The organism is Bacteroidota bacterium (assembly GCA_016720935.1).
Taxonomy (GTDB): Bacteria; Bacteroidota; Bacteroidia; order AKYH767-A; family 2013-40CM-41-45; genus JADKJP01.
Map to the genome: position 1 here is coordinate 192503 of JADKJP010000007.1, position 16816 is coordinate 209318.

The following is a 16816-nucleotide window of genomic DNA, read 5'->3' on the forward strand; positions in this document are numbered from 1 at the left end:
AACCAATTCCGTTAAAACTCCCCGGATCGCGTTTATTTCAAAATTTCGAGGTGCAAATGTATCAAATTATTGAACTAAAAATGGAATGGCAAAGTGTAATTAAATCACTTAATGCAGGTTCCAGAAAAGGATTCTATTGTCCCTGAAAAATAAGCGGGTTTTTCTTACAAGTATTTTTTACTCAAAGACGATCCATTTTTTTCCGCTGTCCGCATTCCTGAATTGATTTCAAACATTGGATATGCAGGAATTAATTCAATTCACCAAATTCTTACAAGAGGCTGTTGATGAGGCCATTCGATTACTTCTCCTAAAGCATTAGGGTAGTTTTAGTGTGTAGAAAAAGTGGTGTGTCGACGTGCCGTGCTCCCAGGCATTTTTCCACCACATAATTCGAAGAGCATGAAACGAAATTTACACAGAAAATTCCTGGTAATCATCGTACTGGTACTTGGCCTGATTTCTTCAATTAATGTTCGCGCAAGTCATACGATGGGCGCCGACCTTACTTATGAATGTCTGGGCGGCAACACCTACAAGATCACCTTGTCATTTTACCGGGATTGCATCGGTATCGCGGCACCCGCGAATCCGTTTGTAACAATAAATTCCGCTACATGCGGTCAAAGCCTCGGCGTGACTTGTTACCCTCGCCCTGGTACCGGTCAGGAAGTAACTCCCGCATGTTCAAGTTCGGTTACTACCTGCAATGGCGGATCATTTACGGGAATCCAGGAATGGGTATATGACGGAATCATCACCCTTCCTATGCAATGCTCCGATTGGATCTTCTCTTATTCCCTGTGTTGCAGAAATGCGGCGATTACCACGATTACAACTCCGGGTTCCAGCACATTCTATATATATGCTACCCTGAACAACCTGATCACCCCTTGCAACAGTTCCCCTACATTTTCCAATAAACCTGTTCCTTTCATTTGTCGTGGTCAGCAATATTGTTTTAACCATGGAGCTTACGATACAGATGGTGACTCCCTGGTTTACCAATTGATTACTCCGAAACAAACTGCAGGTACCAATGTGAATTACATTGCTCCTTACAACGCCAGCAACCCATTAAATTCGCTTCCTGCCACAAGTTTCAATGCTGCGACAGGAGATATCTGCATGACACCGCAAGCGTTGGAAGTAACTGTGATGGCAGTAAATGTCCTTGAATACAGAAATGGTGTTTTAATCGGTAGTGTTGAACGTGACCTTCAGATTACAGTGATGAACTGTATGAATACACTTCCGACACTTACCGGTATTAACGGTACCAATAATTTCTCTATCACTATATGCGCGAATCAGCAGACCTGCTTCAACATCTTTTCCAATGATGTGGATCCGGGTCAGCAACTTTCTGTTACCTGGGACTATGGTATCCCGGGAGCGACTTTCTCTACCGATACCACTCTTCATCCAACAGGAACATTCTGCTGGACACCAACTTCTGCGGACATCGGAAACTCTTATTCATTTACAGTTCGGGTTGCTGACGATGCCTGTCCTTATATTGGTAGTCAGATCTATTCTTATACAGTTAATGTTGTCGGAATCCAGGTCAACGCCGGACCCGATCAGCAAATTGCTTGTAGTGACCTTGCCACACTAACGGCCAATGCGACCGGTGGTAGTGGTACATATACTTATTTATGGAACAACGGATCAACAATGCAATCCATCACAGTCGGTTCAGGAACCTGGGTTGTAACAGCAAGCGACGGTAGTTGTACAGCAACTGATACAGTTGTGGTAACCATGCCATTTATCCCTACTGCTGCATTCACCTACACTCCTACTTCCTGTGTGAACAGTCCGATCCATTTTACTGATCAGTCCACTACTCCCGGAGGTATCATCTGGTCATGGCATTGGGACTTTGGCGATGGTTTCACTTCAACCATCCAAAACCCAATCCACCAATACGGTTCTCCGGGTACTTATGATGTAGCCTTGATTATAGAAAATACACTCGGCTGTCTGGATACACTTGTTCAGCAAGTTGTAATTGTAGCCCCTCCTGTCGCGGATTTTGCAGCTTCCAATTCTTGTATCAATACAGCTGTCGCGTTTACTGATCAAACCAGTCCCGCATCCAATACATGGAACTGGGATTTTGGTGATGGTAACACTTCGACTTTACAGAATCCAAGCAATGTATATGATACTGCAGGTACATATATAGTAACGCTTATCTCCGGTGATGCAGCAGGTTGTATGGATACAGTTCAACATCCGGTTACAATTTATCCATTACCGGTAGCAAATGCAGGTGCCGATCAAACAATCTGTGCCGGAACTTCCGCTACTTTGAATGCAACAGGTGGTGGTACTTACACATGGCAACCTGGTGGTGGCAGCGGTTCAACTGTTGTTGTCAATCCGGGAGGTTCTGGTTCATACGTAGTCACAGTTACTGATGCAAATGGTTGTCAGGCTCGTGATACAGTGAATGTAAATGTGAACCCTGTCCCTTCTGTTTCTGCAGGTGCCGACCGATTCCTTTGCGCAGGTGGAACTGTGAATCTCTCAGCCAGTGGTGCACTCAATTACACCTGGATGCCAGGCGGATATACTACTCAGACAATCACCGTTGACCCGGCAGTTACTACACAATATACAGTAGTAGGAACTGATGGCAACGGATGTACTTACTCAGATATAGTTGCAGTAAACGTTGGCCAGCTTCCTACAGTCAGCATCGGTCCTGATGTTGACATCTGTAGCGGGGCGAGCGCGACACTGAATGCAAGTGGTGGTGTAACATATACATGGAGCCCTTCCGGTGATACCAGTTCTGTCATAACCGTGAATCCTTCCGGATCTGCTACTTATACTGTTACCGCATCCGATGCAGCCGGCTGTACCGCTTCTGCAACAGTAAACGTGAATGTGCATACTCCTCCTCCTGTAAATCTGCAATCCTTCTTCCTTTGCGCGGGTTCCGTTGCAACATTGGATGCAGGTCCTGGCGGAGTTTCATATCAATGGACACCCAATGGTCAAACCACACAGGTCATTAATATTTCAGGTGGCGGAACTTACGGTGTTGTTGTTACAGACGCCTTTGGTTGCAGTGCAAGTGCTTCCTGTAATGTAAATACAGGCTCCTCCATTTCCATCAATCTGGGAAATGTGGCCTTCTGTCAGGGCGACAGTGCAACACTTGATGCAGGTTATTCGGGTATGACTTATTCCTGGACTAACGGTGCAACTACTCAAACAATCGTTGTAAATACGGCCGGTACATATGGTGTTACAGTAACGGACACATCAGGTTGTAGCGGAGCGATTACTGTGACAGCTCAGGTAAATCAATTACCGGTTGTAAACTTCAGTTCAACCTCCGTTTGTATTGGTGGTACAACGCAATTTACGGATGCATCTTCAGTGGCTGGTGGTTCAATTACATCATGGAATTGGGATTTCGGTGATACCACCGGATCCAATCAACAAAACCCTTCACATGCATATTCAGCAGCCGGAAGTTATACGGCTACACTCACCACAACCAGCTCCAATGGTTGTTCAAATTCAATCAGTCAGCTTGTCAATGTAAATCCATTGCCGGTTGCTGATTTCAGTGCTGGTAATGCGTGCGCAAATTCGGCGATCGCGTTTACAGACCTTTCATCTGTAAGCACAGGAAATATTACCGTTTTCAATTGGGATTTTGGAGATGGAAATTCCTCTACTCTCCAAAATCCGGCACATGCATATTCAACAGCCGGCAACTATACTGTTTCTTTACAGGTAACTACAGCAGGAGGATGCAGTGGTACAATCTCACATCCGGTGACAATACACCCATCACCTGTAGCTGCCTTCACTACTACCCCAGTTTGTCTTGGAAGTCCAACCAGCTTCCTAAACAATTCAACCATTTCAACCGGTTCAATTGCATCTTACTTCTGGGATTTTAGCGATACCTATACTTCAACACAATCTTCTCCGTCTCACAGTTTTGCTGCGGCAGGATCATATAATGTTAACCTGATCATTTCATCAAATCATGGTTGTACGGATACGGTAACACAGGCGGTGACTGTCAACGCGCTTCCAGTCGCGAATGCAGGAACAGATCAATCTATTTGTACAGGTTCTTCAGCAACGCTGACTGCAAATGGAGGCTCCTCTTATGTATGGACACCGGGTGGACAAAACAACAGTTCAATCACCGTTTCTCCGGTTACGAATTCATCTTATACTGTAACAGTGACAGACGCAAATGGATGTACTTCCAGCGATGCCGTCAATGTTCAAGTGAATACTCTTCCATCAGTAGTTGCAAATCCGGATCCGAGTATTTGCCAGGGTGGTTCGACTACTCTTATAGCTGCCAGTACCGCAACTTGTGTATGGACACCCGGCAATTTTACCGGTTTGTCTTATAGCGTAAATCCGACTGCAAGTACAAATTATATCGTCACCGGTACAGATGCAAATGGCTGTGTCAGCCGCGACACTGTGCACGTGAATGTAAATCCATTGCCTACAGTTTCAGCAGGACCTGATCTCAGCATTTGTATTGGTTCAACAATATCATTTACCGCAACAGGCGCATCCGGCTACCAATGGAATCCAATTGGAAATAATACAGCAACAGTATTGATTACACCATCAGCCAACAGTACTTACACAGTAATCGGTACTGATGCAAATGGTTGTGTAAGCAGAGATACAGTTTCTGTGGTGGTCAATCCAATTCCTGTAGTGAATTTATACCCAGCCTTTATTTGCCCCGGCTTCAGTACTACACTTGATGCAGGAAACCCGGGATCAACTTTCGCCTGGTCAACAGGAGAGTTTACTCAATCCATCTCTGTTTCTGACTCAGGAAGTTATACTGTAGTTGTAACAAGTGCGAATGGTTGTTCTGCCCTTGGTTCCACAAACGTGAGTGTGGGTGGATCCCTGAATGCGGTTCCAACACAAACTGCGGTTTGTGCGGGACAATCAGCTACATTGAATGCCGGAAATCCGGGTTGTACATATCTCTGGTCAACCAATGAAACCACTCAATCAATTACAACAACAATCGGTGGAACATATTTCGTCACCATCACGGATCCTAACGGTTGCAGCGGATCGGTTGTACACAATGTCACGATCAATCCGCTTCCGGTTGCTGCATTTACTGCTACAGCAGGATGTCTTGGAACTGGTACATTGTTTACAAACCAGTCATCTATCACTTCCGGTTCGATTGCAAATTACAACTGGACATTTGGTGATGGAAATTCATCCGCTTCTTCAAATACAACACATAGCTATGGATCCGATGGATCTTACACAGCCACTCTGAATATTACCTCAGCTGCGGGTTGTTCTGCAAGCATCTCTCAGGCGGTTCAGGTGTATCCTTTACCTGTTGCGAATTTCAGTGCTCCAACTGTTTGTCGTACCAATGCAACAGCATTTACCAATTTGTCCAATATTTCTTCCGGTTCAATCACCGGATGGTCCTGGAACTTTGGTGACAACGGAACATCATTGGCTGCATCTCCTTCGCATACATACATCATTACAGGAGCTTACAATACTACCCTGGTGGTAACATCGGATCATGGTTGCAGAGATACAATCACACAAACTGTCGCGATCAACGGATTGCCTACAGCTTCCTTCTCAGCTCCTGCAGTTTGTGCTCAATCCGCGACACAATTTGTCAACGCTTCTTATTCATCCACAGCTGGTATTGCTTCTTACCAATGGAATTTTGGTGATGGTAACACTTCTGTACTGAATAACCCTTCACACAGTTATCCGTCTGAAGGACAATATACCGTTGAATTAATCGCGACTACAACCCAGGGTTGTACAGACACAGCTACCGGAACAGTTACCATTCATCCATTACCGGAGGCAAGTTTCGTAACAACTCCGGCTTGTGCGAATACTCCAATCGGAATTACGAATACAAGCACAGTGGTGAGTGGGACAATAACAAATACTTACTGGTCATTTGGTGACAACTCCACTTCCAGTCAATTGACACCATCACATGCATATGCCAATGATGGTAATTACATCATTACCATGATCAGCACAACCAATTTCGGTTGCAGAGATACCGTTCAGGATGCAGTAGATGTTTATCCGCTTCCTGTAGCGAACTTCGTAGCACAGAGTGTTTGTGAAGGTATTGAAGTGGAATTCCTTGACGGTTCAACAGTATCTTCAGGTAGCATCGCGAGCTGGAATTGGGACTTCGCTGACCAAACAGCATCCAACCTCGACGAGCCTGTACATATTTATACCAATTCAGGAACCTATCCGGTTCAGTTGACAGTTACTACAAACAATGGATGTACAAGTGTATATTCTAACAATGTCAATATCTTCCCGAATCCTGTTGCCGCATTTGCAACAAACAACGTTTGTTTTGGAAATGCGAATCAATTCGTGAATCAAAGTTCAGTCAGCGGTGGTATCGCTTATACCAGCTACTGGGATTTCAGTGATGGCGTTACTTCCGCACTTGCGAATCCTTCCCACAGCTTTGGTAACCCCGGTAATTTTAATATAGACCTGGTTGTTACAACAGCAAATGGTTGTACCGATCAGATCACTCAGAGCATTGCTGTGTATATCGGACCAACAGCTTACTGGACAGCTAACGATGTGTGTATAGGATTACCTACACATTTTACAGATCAGACTGTTTCTCAGGACGGATCAATTGCTTCCTGGAACTGGAATTTTGGTGATGGATCAACTTCAACTGAAAGAGAACCGGATCACCAGTATGCAGCGGCAGGTAATTATTCTGTAATGCTCACAACAACCACTACATATGGATGTTATGATGATCTCCAGGGAGATGTGGAAATATTCCGAAACAGTGCCCCTGCAATTCAAACATCCAATGCCTGTGAAGGTGCTCCCGTTCAGTTTGTGAACGCCAGCCAGAATACAACAGGTGAAACAGTGTCTTATCTCTGGGATTTGGGCAATGGAACAAGTTCTACTGACTCAACATTTAGCTATGTCTTCAATACTCCGGGTACTTATGATGTAACTCTTGTGTCCACAACCGGACACGGTTGTTCATCCAGCGACTTGCGCAGATTGACAATCTATGAAAAACCGGATGTTGATCTTGCAGGTGAAGATGTTTGTCAGGGTACTGCTACATCATTCCAAAACCTCACTACAATAAATTCCGGTAATATCAGCAGCTATGCCTGGAATTTTGGTGACGCACAAGCCTCAGCACAAGCTCGCCCGACACATACGTATGCGGCACCCGGACAATACTATGTTTATCTCACAGCAGTATCGAATCAGGGTTGTACAAATACAGATTCTACTCTCGTGAAAGTCAATCCGAATCCTTCAGTAACATTTGCAGGTGGGTTCCAGGGTTGTGCACCATTGAATGCAATCTTTCATGATAATTCAGTTATCACAACAGGAAACATCGCAGGATGGCTTTGGAACTTTGGTGATGGCGCAGTTTCTACTGATCAACATCCTACACATGTCTTCGAAGACGGCGGTCAGTATGATGTTTCTCTCACAGTTGTTTCCGATTTAGGTTGTCAGTCTTCTTACACACAACCGGCTGCAATCCGCGTGTTCGGTAGTCCGCTTGCTGATTTCACAGCAGATCCAATTGTAGCTGACATACTTTCTCCTACAGTTCATTTCACGAATTTGTCACAGGGATTTACTTCTTACCAGTGGCAGTTCGGCGACGGAAGCTTCACAAGCACCACTCTGAACCCTGTACATACATTCCAGGATACAGGTGTTTATTCAGCTTTATTAATTACGGTAAACTCTTATGGTTGTCGTGATACTATCCTCAAAACAATTGAAGTACGTCCGCATTCTACATTGTATGTACCGAATTGTTTTACACCAAACGGTGATGGAAAAAATGACGACTTCCGTCCATACCATACCCAAATGAAAGACATCCAGGTCTGGATCTTCGACCGTTGGGGATTACTCCTCACCAGTTGGGAAGGTCTCAACGGATCCTGGGATGGTTATTACCAGGGTAAAAAATGTCAGTCCGACACTTATGTATACAAAATCAAAGGTTGGGGAGTTGACGGAAAATACTCAGAATGGGTTGGTCATGTTAGCATCGTATATTAAAAGATAGTGCGTTTGGTTTTTCATGGTGTGTTTGAAAGGCCCTCGGCATCGCAACCGGGGGTCCTTTCTTTTTCCCCCATTCCCGGAGCATCAACTCAATTTGATTGAGCTAATCACCGGAGCGATTTCTTTCCACCCTTCCCCGGTTTCGCAGGAACCGGAGAAGGGTTTTTATTTTACCGGTATTGCCATCCCGGAGGATACACGGTGCGGGTAAACTTCCTTGTTCGCGCAAGTGAACGCAGATAGGCAAATTTATGTGGTGTCCCAAAAATGCTTCGCAGTCGTTTGAAGTCTTCGAATAAGCTGATTTGCTTTTCGTCCTTAGGCAAAAATCCCTGTGTGTAAAATTCGTTGTATCCCATTCTGTTTTTATTGTGTAAACAAAACTAAGCCTGAAGCAAGCCGAACTCAATTTAATTTGGCTTTTTGGTTAGTATATCGGGTGAATCCAAATAGATTCAGGGTGAATGAAGAGGGTCACACAATTTCATTCTGAGTGTGAGTGTGAGTGTGAGTGTGAAATGACACCCCCTGTAAGCCCAAAACCCTCCCGCAAGCGGAAGGGTCGTGGACATATTCACCTAAACAAAACTAACATTTCATAAAGGCAGGTTTGGGGTAACGATTGATGAAAAGACAAGTTGGAAACACGAGGACTTGTGCATCAACCGTTACCAAAAAACTCCCCGGGTCGAATTAAGGGATGAGGGATCAAATTCACCCGGGAAAAATTCCTGCATTATTATCGGCAGAATTAAAACGTTTAAGACTGCTTCAATGAACGATATTGATGGCTCAAAAGTACAGTGATACAGACATGCGAAAGGGTGTTTTTTTGTCAATATGGGCTTTTACAAGGTAAATGGAAGATTTTTGAAGGTGAACATGTTAAGAATTGCCCCGAAAAGAGGGAATTTCCTAATTTCGGCCATCCTTATCCAAAAAATCGCATTCAAGATTCTTAATCGAACATTCCATTGTGGAATAATTACGATCTCTATGAAGAAACAATTTATCATTACCGCTCTTTTGCTGACTTCCATTCAGTGGGCCAATAGTCAGTCATTAAACTATCCTGCAACGCGTAAAACAGATCAGACCGATGATTACTTCGGAACAAAAGTAGCGGACCCATATCGCTGGCTTGAAGATGACAAGTCTGCGGAAACAGCTGAATGGGTAAAAAAACAAAATGCCGTGACTTTTGATTATCTGGAAAAGATTCCTTTCCGTCCAAAACTAAAACAACGCCTTACCCAGCTCTGGAATTATCCAAAACAGGCTGCACCATTTAAAGGTGGAAATAATTATTTCATGTACATGAATGATGGGCTCCAGAATCAATACGTGCTGAATATTCTGAAAGGAAAATGGAGCGCGAAACCGGAACCATTTCTTGATCCAAACAGCATGAGTGCTGATGGAACAGTGAATATCGGAAGTGTTTCCGTCAGCAAGGATGGAAAATGGGTAGCTTATGAAATATCCAAAGGAGGATCAGACTGGAGCGAAATTCTGATCCGCAATACCTGGGTAAACAAAGATGCACCGGAAAAACTTGAATGGGTAAAATTCTCAGGAATCGCATGGGAAGGAAATGGTTTCTACTATTCCCGCTATGACGCTCCGGATTCAGCAAACGTTCTGAAAGGTAAAAATGAACATCACAAAGTTTATTATCACTCCATGAATTCTCCTCAGAAAGCTGATCGTTTGGTGTATGAAGATAAAGCCCATCCGCTCAGAAATTTTGGAGCCGGTACTACTGAAGATGAACGCTATTTAATTCTTGCAGCATCAGAAGGAACAAGCGGCAACAGCCTCATGATAAAAAATCTGAAAAAGCCCAAAGCAGAATGGAAAACAATTGTTGCTGATTTTACAAACGACTACAACGTGGTGGATAACGACAGCAATACTATCTACATTCTCACCAACAAAGGCGCGTCGAATTACAAGCTGGTTGCAGTGAATGCTGAAAATCCGACTTTGCCCTGGAAAGATATTCTTCCTGAAACAACTGAAGTACTGGAAGAAGTTGCTGTTGGTAACAATATGTTCATTGCAAAATACATGAAAGACGCGCACAGTCTTTTAAAGATTTATGATAAAAAAAGGAAAATTCCTTTACGATATTCCCATGGAGACTGTGGGTACTGTCGATCAACTCAGCGCTTCCAGAAAAGACGAAACATTTTTCTATTCCCTGAATACTTTCACCGCCCCGTCAACCATCTATCGGTTTAATCTGAAGACAAAAGAAAACGCGATTTTCTTCAGACCAAGACTGGGTTATAATCCTTCTGATTACGAGACCAAACAAATTTTCTATACCAGTAAAGACGGCACCAAAGTACCAATGTTTATTGTCCACAAGAAAGGAGTTGTCCTCAATGGCGCTAACCCTACTCTATTATTTGGTTACGGCGGATTCAGTCTCCCGCAAACACCGATTTTCAAACTGGAGAGACTTGTCTTCATGGAAAATGGCGGAGTATTCGCTCTGGCTAATATCCGAGGAGGAAGTGAATATGGAGAAAACTGGCATGAAGCCGGAACGAAATTGAAAAAGCAAAATGTTTTTGATGACTTTATCGCCGCAGCGGAATATCTCATCAAAGAAAAATACACCAATCCGGAGAAACTCGGAATCAATGGACGTTCTAATGGTGGTTTGCTGGTTGGAGCAGTCATGACCCAAAGACCAGAACTTTTCAAAGTAGCGATTCCGACAGTGGGCGTTATGGACATGCTTCGTTACCATACCTTCACCATTGGTTGGGCCTGGAAAGGCGATTATGGCTCCAGTGAAGACGAAAGCAATTTCAAAAACCTGCTCTCCTATTCCCCACTCCACAATATCCGTGAAAATGTCAACTATCCGGCTACTTTGGTAACCACCGGCGACCACGACGACCGTGTGGTTCCGGCGCATTCCTTTAAATTTATTTCTACCCTCCAGGAAAAATATAAAGGCAGCAACCCCGTTCTAATTCGTATTGATGTAAACGCGGGACATGCAGGAACAACTGTGCTGGGATCCAGCAAACCCATCTCCAAACAAATCGAGGAACAAACCGATATATTCTCCTTCCTCATGTACAATCTGGGCATGACTGTCAACTGATACTTTTGAACACGTGAACGTGAAAAGTCGGGGTGTCGGTGAAAACCTTCACCCCGACTTTTATTAACTTTGTCAACCCGGAGCATAGACCGGGATCATTCATGAAATTAAAAGTCGGAATTGTATTTGGAGGCTTCTCAAGAGAACGTGAAATTTCTTTTGCCGGTGGCCGCACAGTATATGACAACCTCAACAAATCCCTTTTTGAGGCTGTACCTCTCTTTGTCGATAGTTTCGGGAATTTCATCCAGCTCAACTGGGAGTATATTTACAAAGGAAGTATTCGCGACTTCTATCCTCCAGTGGATCATCTGCCTGCGTCTGCTCACGACTTCCAGGTATACGCTGAAAGTCTTGGCAATCTGAATTCCGCGGAACAGGAAAAATTAACATCCCTTCTCGGCAAACGAATCGCAGCCGACAAACTTTCTGAAATTATCGACTTCGCGTTTCTTTGTTTGCATGGACCCTACGGTGAGGACGGCAGAATCCAGGGTTTACTGGAATACTTCGGTATACCTTATTCCGGATCCGGAATATTTTCATCTTCCATCGGCATCAATAAAGCCACACAAAAACACCTGATGAAAGAGGCGGGCTTCAACAGTCCTGCTTTTTTCACCCTCAACCGATCCGAATGGACCGGCAAGAAAATCAAGGATGTCATTTACCAAAAAGTCAGGGCAGAAATAGGCTTTCCCTGCGTAGTAAAATCCGCAAACCAGGGCTCTTCAATTGGCGTAAGCATCCTCATGGATGACAATGCGGAAAAATTAGCACAAGCCATCGACCAGTCTTTTTTCATCCGAAAAATATCTCTTACTGACTGGAAGAAATTAAACAATGTAAAACAGGTTGATTTCATTCGCACACTAACAGATATCCGTGAAGGAATCGGAATTCCTGTACTCGTCACGACTCCATCCGGCAGGGATGTTATTTATCATCCCGAACATTTACTCGAAAAAATAAATTCACTTTTCGGGAACGGAATAAACGAGCTCGAAATCCAAAGTCTGGATGCGGAAAGCGAAATCATCATTGAAGGATTTATCGAAGGAAAAGAATTTTCCTGCATCGTCATCCGCAATGAAGACGGATTGCCTGTTGCCTTACCTCCTACCGAAATCCGCAAAGGAAAAGAACTGTTCGACTACCGCTCAAAATATCTACCCGGACTTTCGCGCAAAATTACTCCCATCAATCTTCCTTACGAACACATTCAGAATATCCGTAAAGATTGTGAACGATTATTCCTCTCTCTTGGCTTCAATGTGTATGCACGTATCGATGGTTTTATCAACGATGAAGGAAAAGTATTCCTGAATGACCCCAATACCACTTCCGGGATGATGCCTTCTTCATTCTTTTTCCATCAGGCCGCGGAAATCGGACTTAACCCTTCGCAGTTTCTCACTTATATCCTGCGTACTTCACTCTGGGAACGTCAGAAGGATATGAAAAACATTCATTCCTTACCTGCTGTTCTAGATCGTCTGGATCAGGATATCCTCACTCTAAAATCCGCAGGAAAAAATAAAGTCCGTGCTGCAGTCATCATGGGTGGTTTCTCATCGGAACGACACATTTCTGTTGAAAGCGGAAGAAATATTTACGAGAAGTTATCTTCTTCCGAAAAATACGAAGCGATTCCGGTATTCCTTACCGGCAACAGCGAAGATCACCAGTTGTTCCAGATTCCGGTGAACCTGATGTTGAAAGACAACGCTGATGATATCCGAGAAAAGATCATGCATTTCAATGTGCATGAAGTGATCCGCGAAATCATGGATGTCTGCGAACCGATTACCAACAAATACACCGATGATGACAATGTTCTTCAGCCCAGAAGGATCAGCTATTCCGAATTGTCAGGCTTGTGTGATGTTGTTTTTATCGCGCTGCATGGAAGACCGGGAGAAGACGGAGAAGTACAACGTCACCTGGAATCAGTCGGGCTTCCTTACAATGGATCCGGGGTGAATTCCTCCAAGGTGACCATCAACAAATACGAGACCAACGAAATCCTTCACAAACATGGATTCTCCATCGCCAGACATGCATTGGTGAATATCGGTGACTGGAATCTCGATAAAAAAGCATTTGTAAAAAATATTCTCGAACGCTTCAGTTTCCCATTCATCGCAAAACCGGTGGATGACGGTTGCAGCAGCGCGGTGAAAAAAATCCGGAACGAAGAAGAACTTCTCGCCTTTTCAGATCTCATTTTCCGTCAGCAGGAAGAACTGATTGCAGCTGACGCGAAAGTACTTGCTTTGAAAATGAAAGAAGAATTTCCGAGAAAACAACAGTTCCTCATCGAAGAACTGATCGAACGAAAAGACGCTGTACATTTTCTCGAAATCACCGGTGGTATGCTCACCCACCTCACCAATTCCGGTGAACTTGTGTATGAAGTCTTCGAAGCATCGGAAGCATTATCAGAAGGTGATGTACTTTCATTGGAAGAAAAATTTCTTGCCGGTGAAGGTCAGAACATCACTCCTGCTCGTTATGCAAAAGATCCGAAAGAACGTGCTCGCATTTCCGCCATTGTTTGTGATGAACTGAAGCGTGCCGCTGAAATTCTCAATATCGAAGGCTATGCACGCATCGATGCCTTTGTACGTATATTTGCTGACGGAAAAGTGGAAGTGATTTTCATCGAAGTAAATTCACTTCCGGGAATGACTCCTGCGACCTGTATCTTCCACCAAAGCGCCATTGCCGGATATAAGCCTTATGAATTCATTGATGGTATCCTGGAATATGGATTGAAAAAGAAAAATCTCCCCGTCCGTATCGCCTGATCATAAAAATATGCTTTCCAATCTCTTTAAATTTCTCCGTAGCAGAACGTTCTTCGTGAATCTCATCGCGGCTTTTTCGGTGATGGGAATTATGTTCCTGGGACTTTACTTCTGGCTTGGGAATTTCACCCATCATGGTGAAAGTATTACGGTGCCCGATCTCCGTGGGTTGAAAATGGGAAAACTGGAAAGTTTCCTTGCTGACAAACACCTTCGCTTTAAAGTTGTGGATTCTCTTTTTGAAGTAGGAAAAACACCCGGCACGATACTCGAACAGGATCCTGCTCCCGAGTCAAAAGTAAAAGAAGACCGGACGATTTATCTCACGGTAAATTCTTCTCAGCCGCCAAAAGTAAAAATGCCCAACCTGATCGATGTATCCTACCGGCAGGCAGAAGCTATTCTTGAATCGTTTGGATTGAAAGTAGGACAATTGATTTACAGACCGGATCTGGCACGAAATGCAGTGCTTGATCAAATCTATAAAGGTTCTTCCATTCATCCCGGAAAGGAAATATTCAAAGGCTCGGTCATCGACCTGGTGCTTGGTGATGGAATGGGAAATACGGAAGTTCCTGTTCCGGATCTGAACGGACTCACCCGTGGTGAGGCCTTGTTTGTGCTCAAAGGTTCATCACTTACAATCGGAACAGTACACGTGGATCCTGGAGTGAAGGATTCCACTACTGCAAAGGTTTATAAACAAATTCCCGAAGCATCCGAAAATTCAATGATCAACCAGGGCGAAGCGGTGGACATTTTTATCAGGTAAAAGCCCCTTTCAGGTCAATTTTAAGGATTCCTAAACCCATTCTTTATTCGTATTTTCGTGACCAGTTTTCCTGCCTAAAACAGGAACATAATTCGATCCTATGCCGATTCCAAAATACCTGAAATTTTCCCTATCGCGTTTCTGCCTTGTATTGCTCTTTCCATTCTCCTGCTTTGCTCAGGAAGTATTTGTTCCATTGGGTTCCAACCCGGCAATCAACGCATACCGACTCCAACACAATGAATCCATCAACCGCTTGTCGGCAATAGATGATACTTTACTGCTTCCTTTTGTCGATGATTTTTCCAGACAGGGTATTTATCCTTTTGACAGTCTCTGGTTAGATCAGGACGCATTCATCAATACTTCTTTCGCTGTCAATCCACCAACAATTGGTGTCGCGACTCTCGATGGACTGGATGCTTTGGGAAGACCACACGATAGTCTTAGCGGATCCGAAGCGATTGCTGATCATCTGACCTCACGCCCGATTGACCTTGGAAATCTTGGGCCGGATACGGGTACAGTTTGGTTAAGCTTCTTTTACCAGCCACAAGGTTTGGGCGACATTCCTGAAACGGATGATTCTCTGGTCGTACAATTTAGAAAGAGAAACAATGATTGGGTGAATGTCTGGTCTGTTGCCGGACAAAGCGATACAGCATTTCAACGCGCCAACATTCACATCAATGATACAGCATATCATTACAAAGGATTCCAGTTGCGCTTTTACAACATCGCGACAGTGAATGGAAACAGAGATCACTGGAACCTCGACTATGTAATTCTTGCCAAGCAAACTGTGGCGAATGATTCTATTCGTGACAATGCACTGGTTACACCACATGTTTCCCTGCTTTCGGAATTTTCCGCGATGCCGTATACACATTACAAATCCCTGTCGACACCACTCAATGCGATGGTGACCGACATCCTCGATACGATTCATGATCTCAATTACGGACAGACATCTTTTATTCCATCTGTGTCCGTGTTCAATAGCGGAGGCCTGCAAATTTTCACCAACAACAGCGGATCCATTTCTTCTCCTTCATCGAACAGTTATATTCCATTCGCTGTACCTTTGAATAGTTTTGCTTTCCCGATTGTACCTCAGGACAGCACGGATTTCACGATGAAAGTTTACTTTACACAAACCGGTGGTATTACTAATGCGCACAACGATACCAGCTATTTAAAGCAAAAGTTTTACAATTACTACGCATATGATGATGGCAGCGCTGAAATCGGTTACGGACTTTCCGGTAATACCGATCTCAAACTCGCTTATCAGTTCAATGTAAAAAAACAGGATACGCTACGTGGTGTTCAGATTTATTTCAATCCGGTTGGACTCAACGTACACAACAAATTGTTCCAGCTCGCTTATTGGAGCGATGTGAATGTCGGAGCGAATTCAGATCAACTGGTGTATAAAATGATCAACCAGAAACCGGCAAACGTGGATGCGATTAACGGTTTCGCGACTTATCTGTTCGACACTCTGCTGATTGCTCCCGCGGGAAATATTTATGTGGGTGTGATTCAGAATGAGCCACAGACCTTGTATGGCTTTGGTCTGGACAGAAACACCGATGCTCACACAAAGATGTTCTATCATTTGGACGGATACTGGTACAATTCACAAGTGAAAGGATCTCTGATGATCCGCCCTTTGTTTGGAGACACAATTACACGCGGAAATTTGATTTCCGTGACTGAACTGGAAACTCCTGAGCTTCCATTTACACTCTATCCGAATCCGGTAGAAAATGATTTTGTTCTCGATTTCAAACAGGAGCCGGGAGAAAAATACAGCTATACCATTTGTGACCTTACAGGCAAACAAATTCAAACCGCGGAAGCAATTCCCGGAAATCAAATACATACGGCACATCTTTCTTCCGGATTTTATTTTCTGCGTCTGACCGCGAAAAAAGCCGCTGTTTCTTCCACAATGAAATTTATGGTGTACTGATTCATTCAATA

The 16816-nt window shown here is 43.9% G+C and carries 5 protein-coding genes and 1 pseudogene; 5 read left to right on the forward strand and 1 reads right to left on the reverse strand.

Features of this window, described 5'->3' with window-relative positions:
- The first annotated feature begins 402 nt into the window (after positions 1 to 402).
- Entirely contained in the window at positions 403 to 8115 is a 7713-nt protein-coding gene (locus IPP86_15085) for a PKD domain-containing protein (protein ID MBL0139828.1), read from the forward strand.
- Positions 8116 to 8291: 176 nt separating this feature from the next.
- Here IPP86_15085 and IPP86_15090 read toward each other — a convergent pair whose 3' ends face one another.
- On the reverse strand, positions 8292 to 8480 hold the full coding sequence (locus IPP86_15090; GenBank protein MBL0139829.1) for a hypothetical protein: 189 nt from the start codon (positions 8478 to 8480) through the stop codon (positions 8292 to 8294).
- A 637-nt stretch (positions 8481 to 9117) separates the two neighbouring features.
- On the opposite strand from IPP86_15090, the pseudogene IPP86_15095 reads away from it, so the two are divergent.
- The 4 genes and pseudogenes from IPP86_15095 to IPP86_15110 all read left to right on the forward strand — a co-directional run bounded on the left by IPP86_15095 (position 9118) and on the right by IPP86_15110 (position 16805).
- A pseudogene (locus IPP86_15095) lies at positions 9118 to 11245 on the forward strand (S9 family peptidase).
- A gap of 101 nt (positions 11246 to 11346) precedes the next feature.
- A complete protein-coding gene (locus tag IPP86_15100; protein MBL0139830.1) occupies positions 11347 to 14055 on the forward strand; it encodes a D-alanine--D-alanine ligase in 2709 nt (902 codons plus the stop codon).
- A gap of 10 nt (positions 14056 to 14065) precedes the next feature.
- Positions 14066 to 14827 carry a PASTA domain-containing protein gene (locus IPP86_15105; GenBank protein MBL0139831.1) on the forward strand — a complete coding sequence of 254 codons (762 nt, stop codon included), beginning with the start codon at positions 14066 to 14068 and terminating at the stop codon, positions 14825 to 14827.
- Positions 14828 to 14927: 100 nt separating this feature from the next.
- The gene (locus IPP86_15110; protein MBL0139832.1) at positions 14928 to 16805 is read left to right on the forward strand and encodes a T9SS type A sorting domain-containing protein; all 1878 of its coding nucleotides are present in this window, start codon (positions 14928 to 14930) and stop codon (positions 16803 to 16805) included.
- The last annotated feature ends 11 nt before the right edge of the window (positions 16806 to 16816 follow it).

Bases quoted from the DNA above. Each gene is read 5' to 3' on its own strand.
- IPP86_15085 (MBL0139828.1), top strand. From the start codon at position 403: ATGAAACGAAATTTACACAGAAAATTCCTGGTAATCATCGTACTGGTA.
- IPP86_15090 (MBL0139829.1), bottom strand. From the start codon at position 8,480: ATGGGATACAACGAATTTTACACACAGGGATTTTTGCCTAAGGACGAA.
- IPP86_15100 (MBL0139830.1), top strand. From the start codon at position 11,347: ATGAAATTAAAAGTCGGAATTGTATTTGGAGGCTTCTCAAGAGAACGT.
- IPP86_15105 (MBL0139831.1), top strand. From the start codon at position 14,066: ATGCTTTCCAATCTCTTTAAATTTCTCCGTAGCAGAACGTTCTTCGTG.
- IPP86_15110 (MBL0139832.1), top strand. From the start codon at position 14,928: ATGCCGATTCCAAAATACCTGAAATTTTCCCTATCGCGTTTCTGCCTT.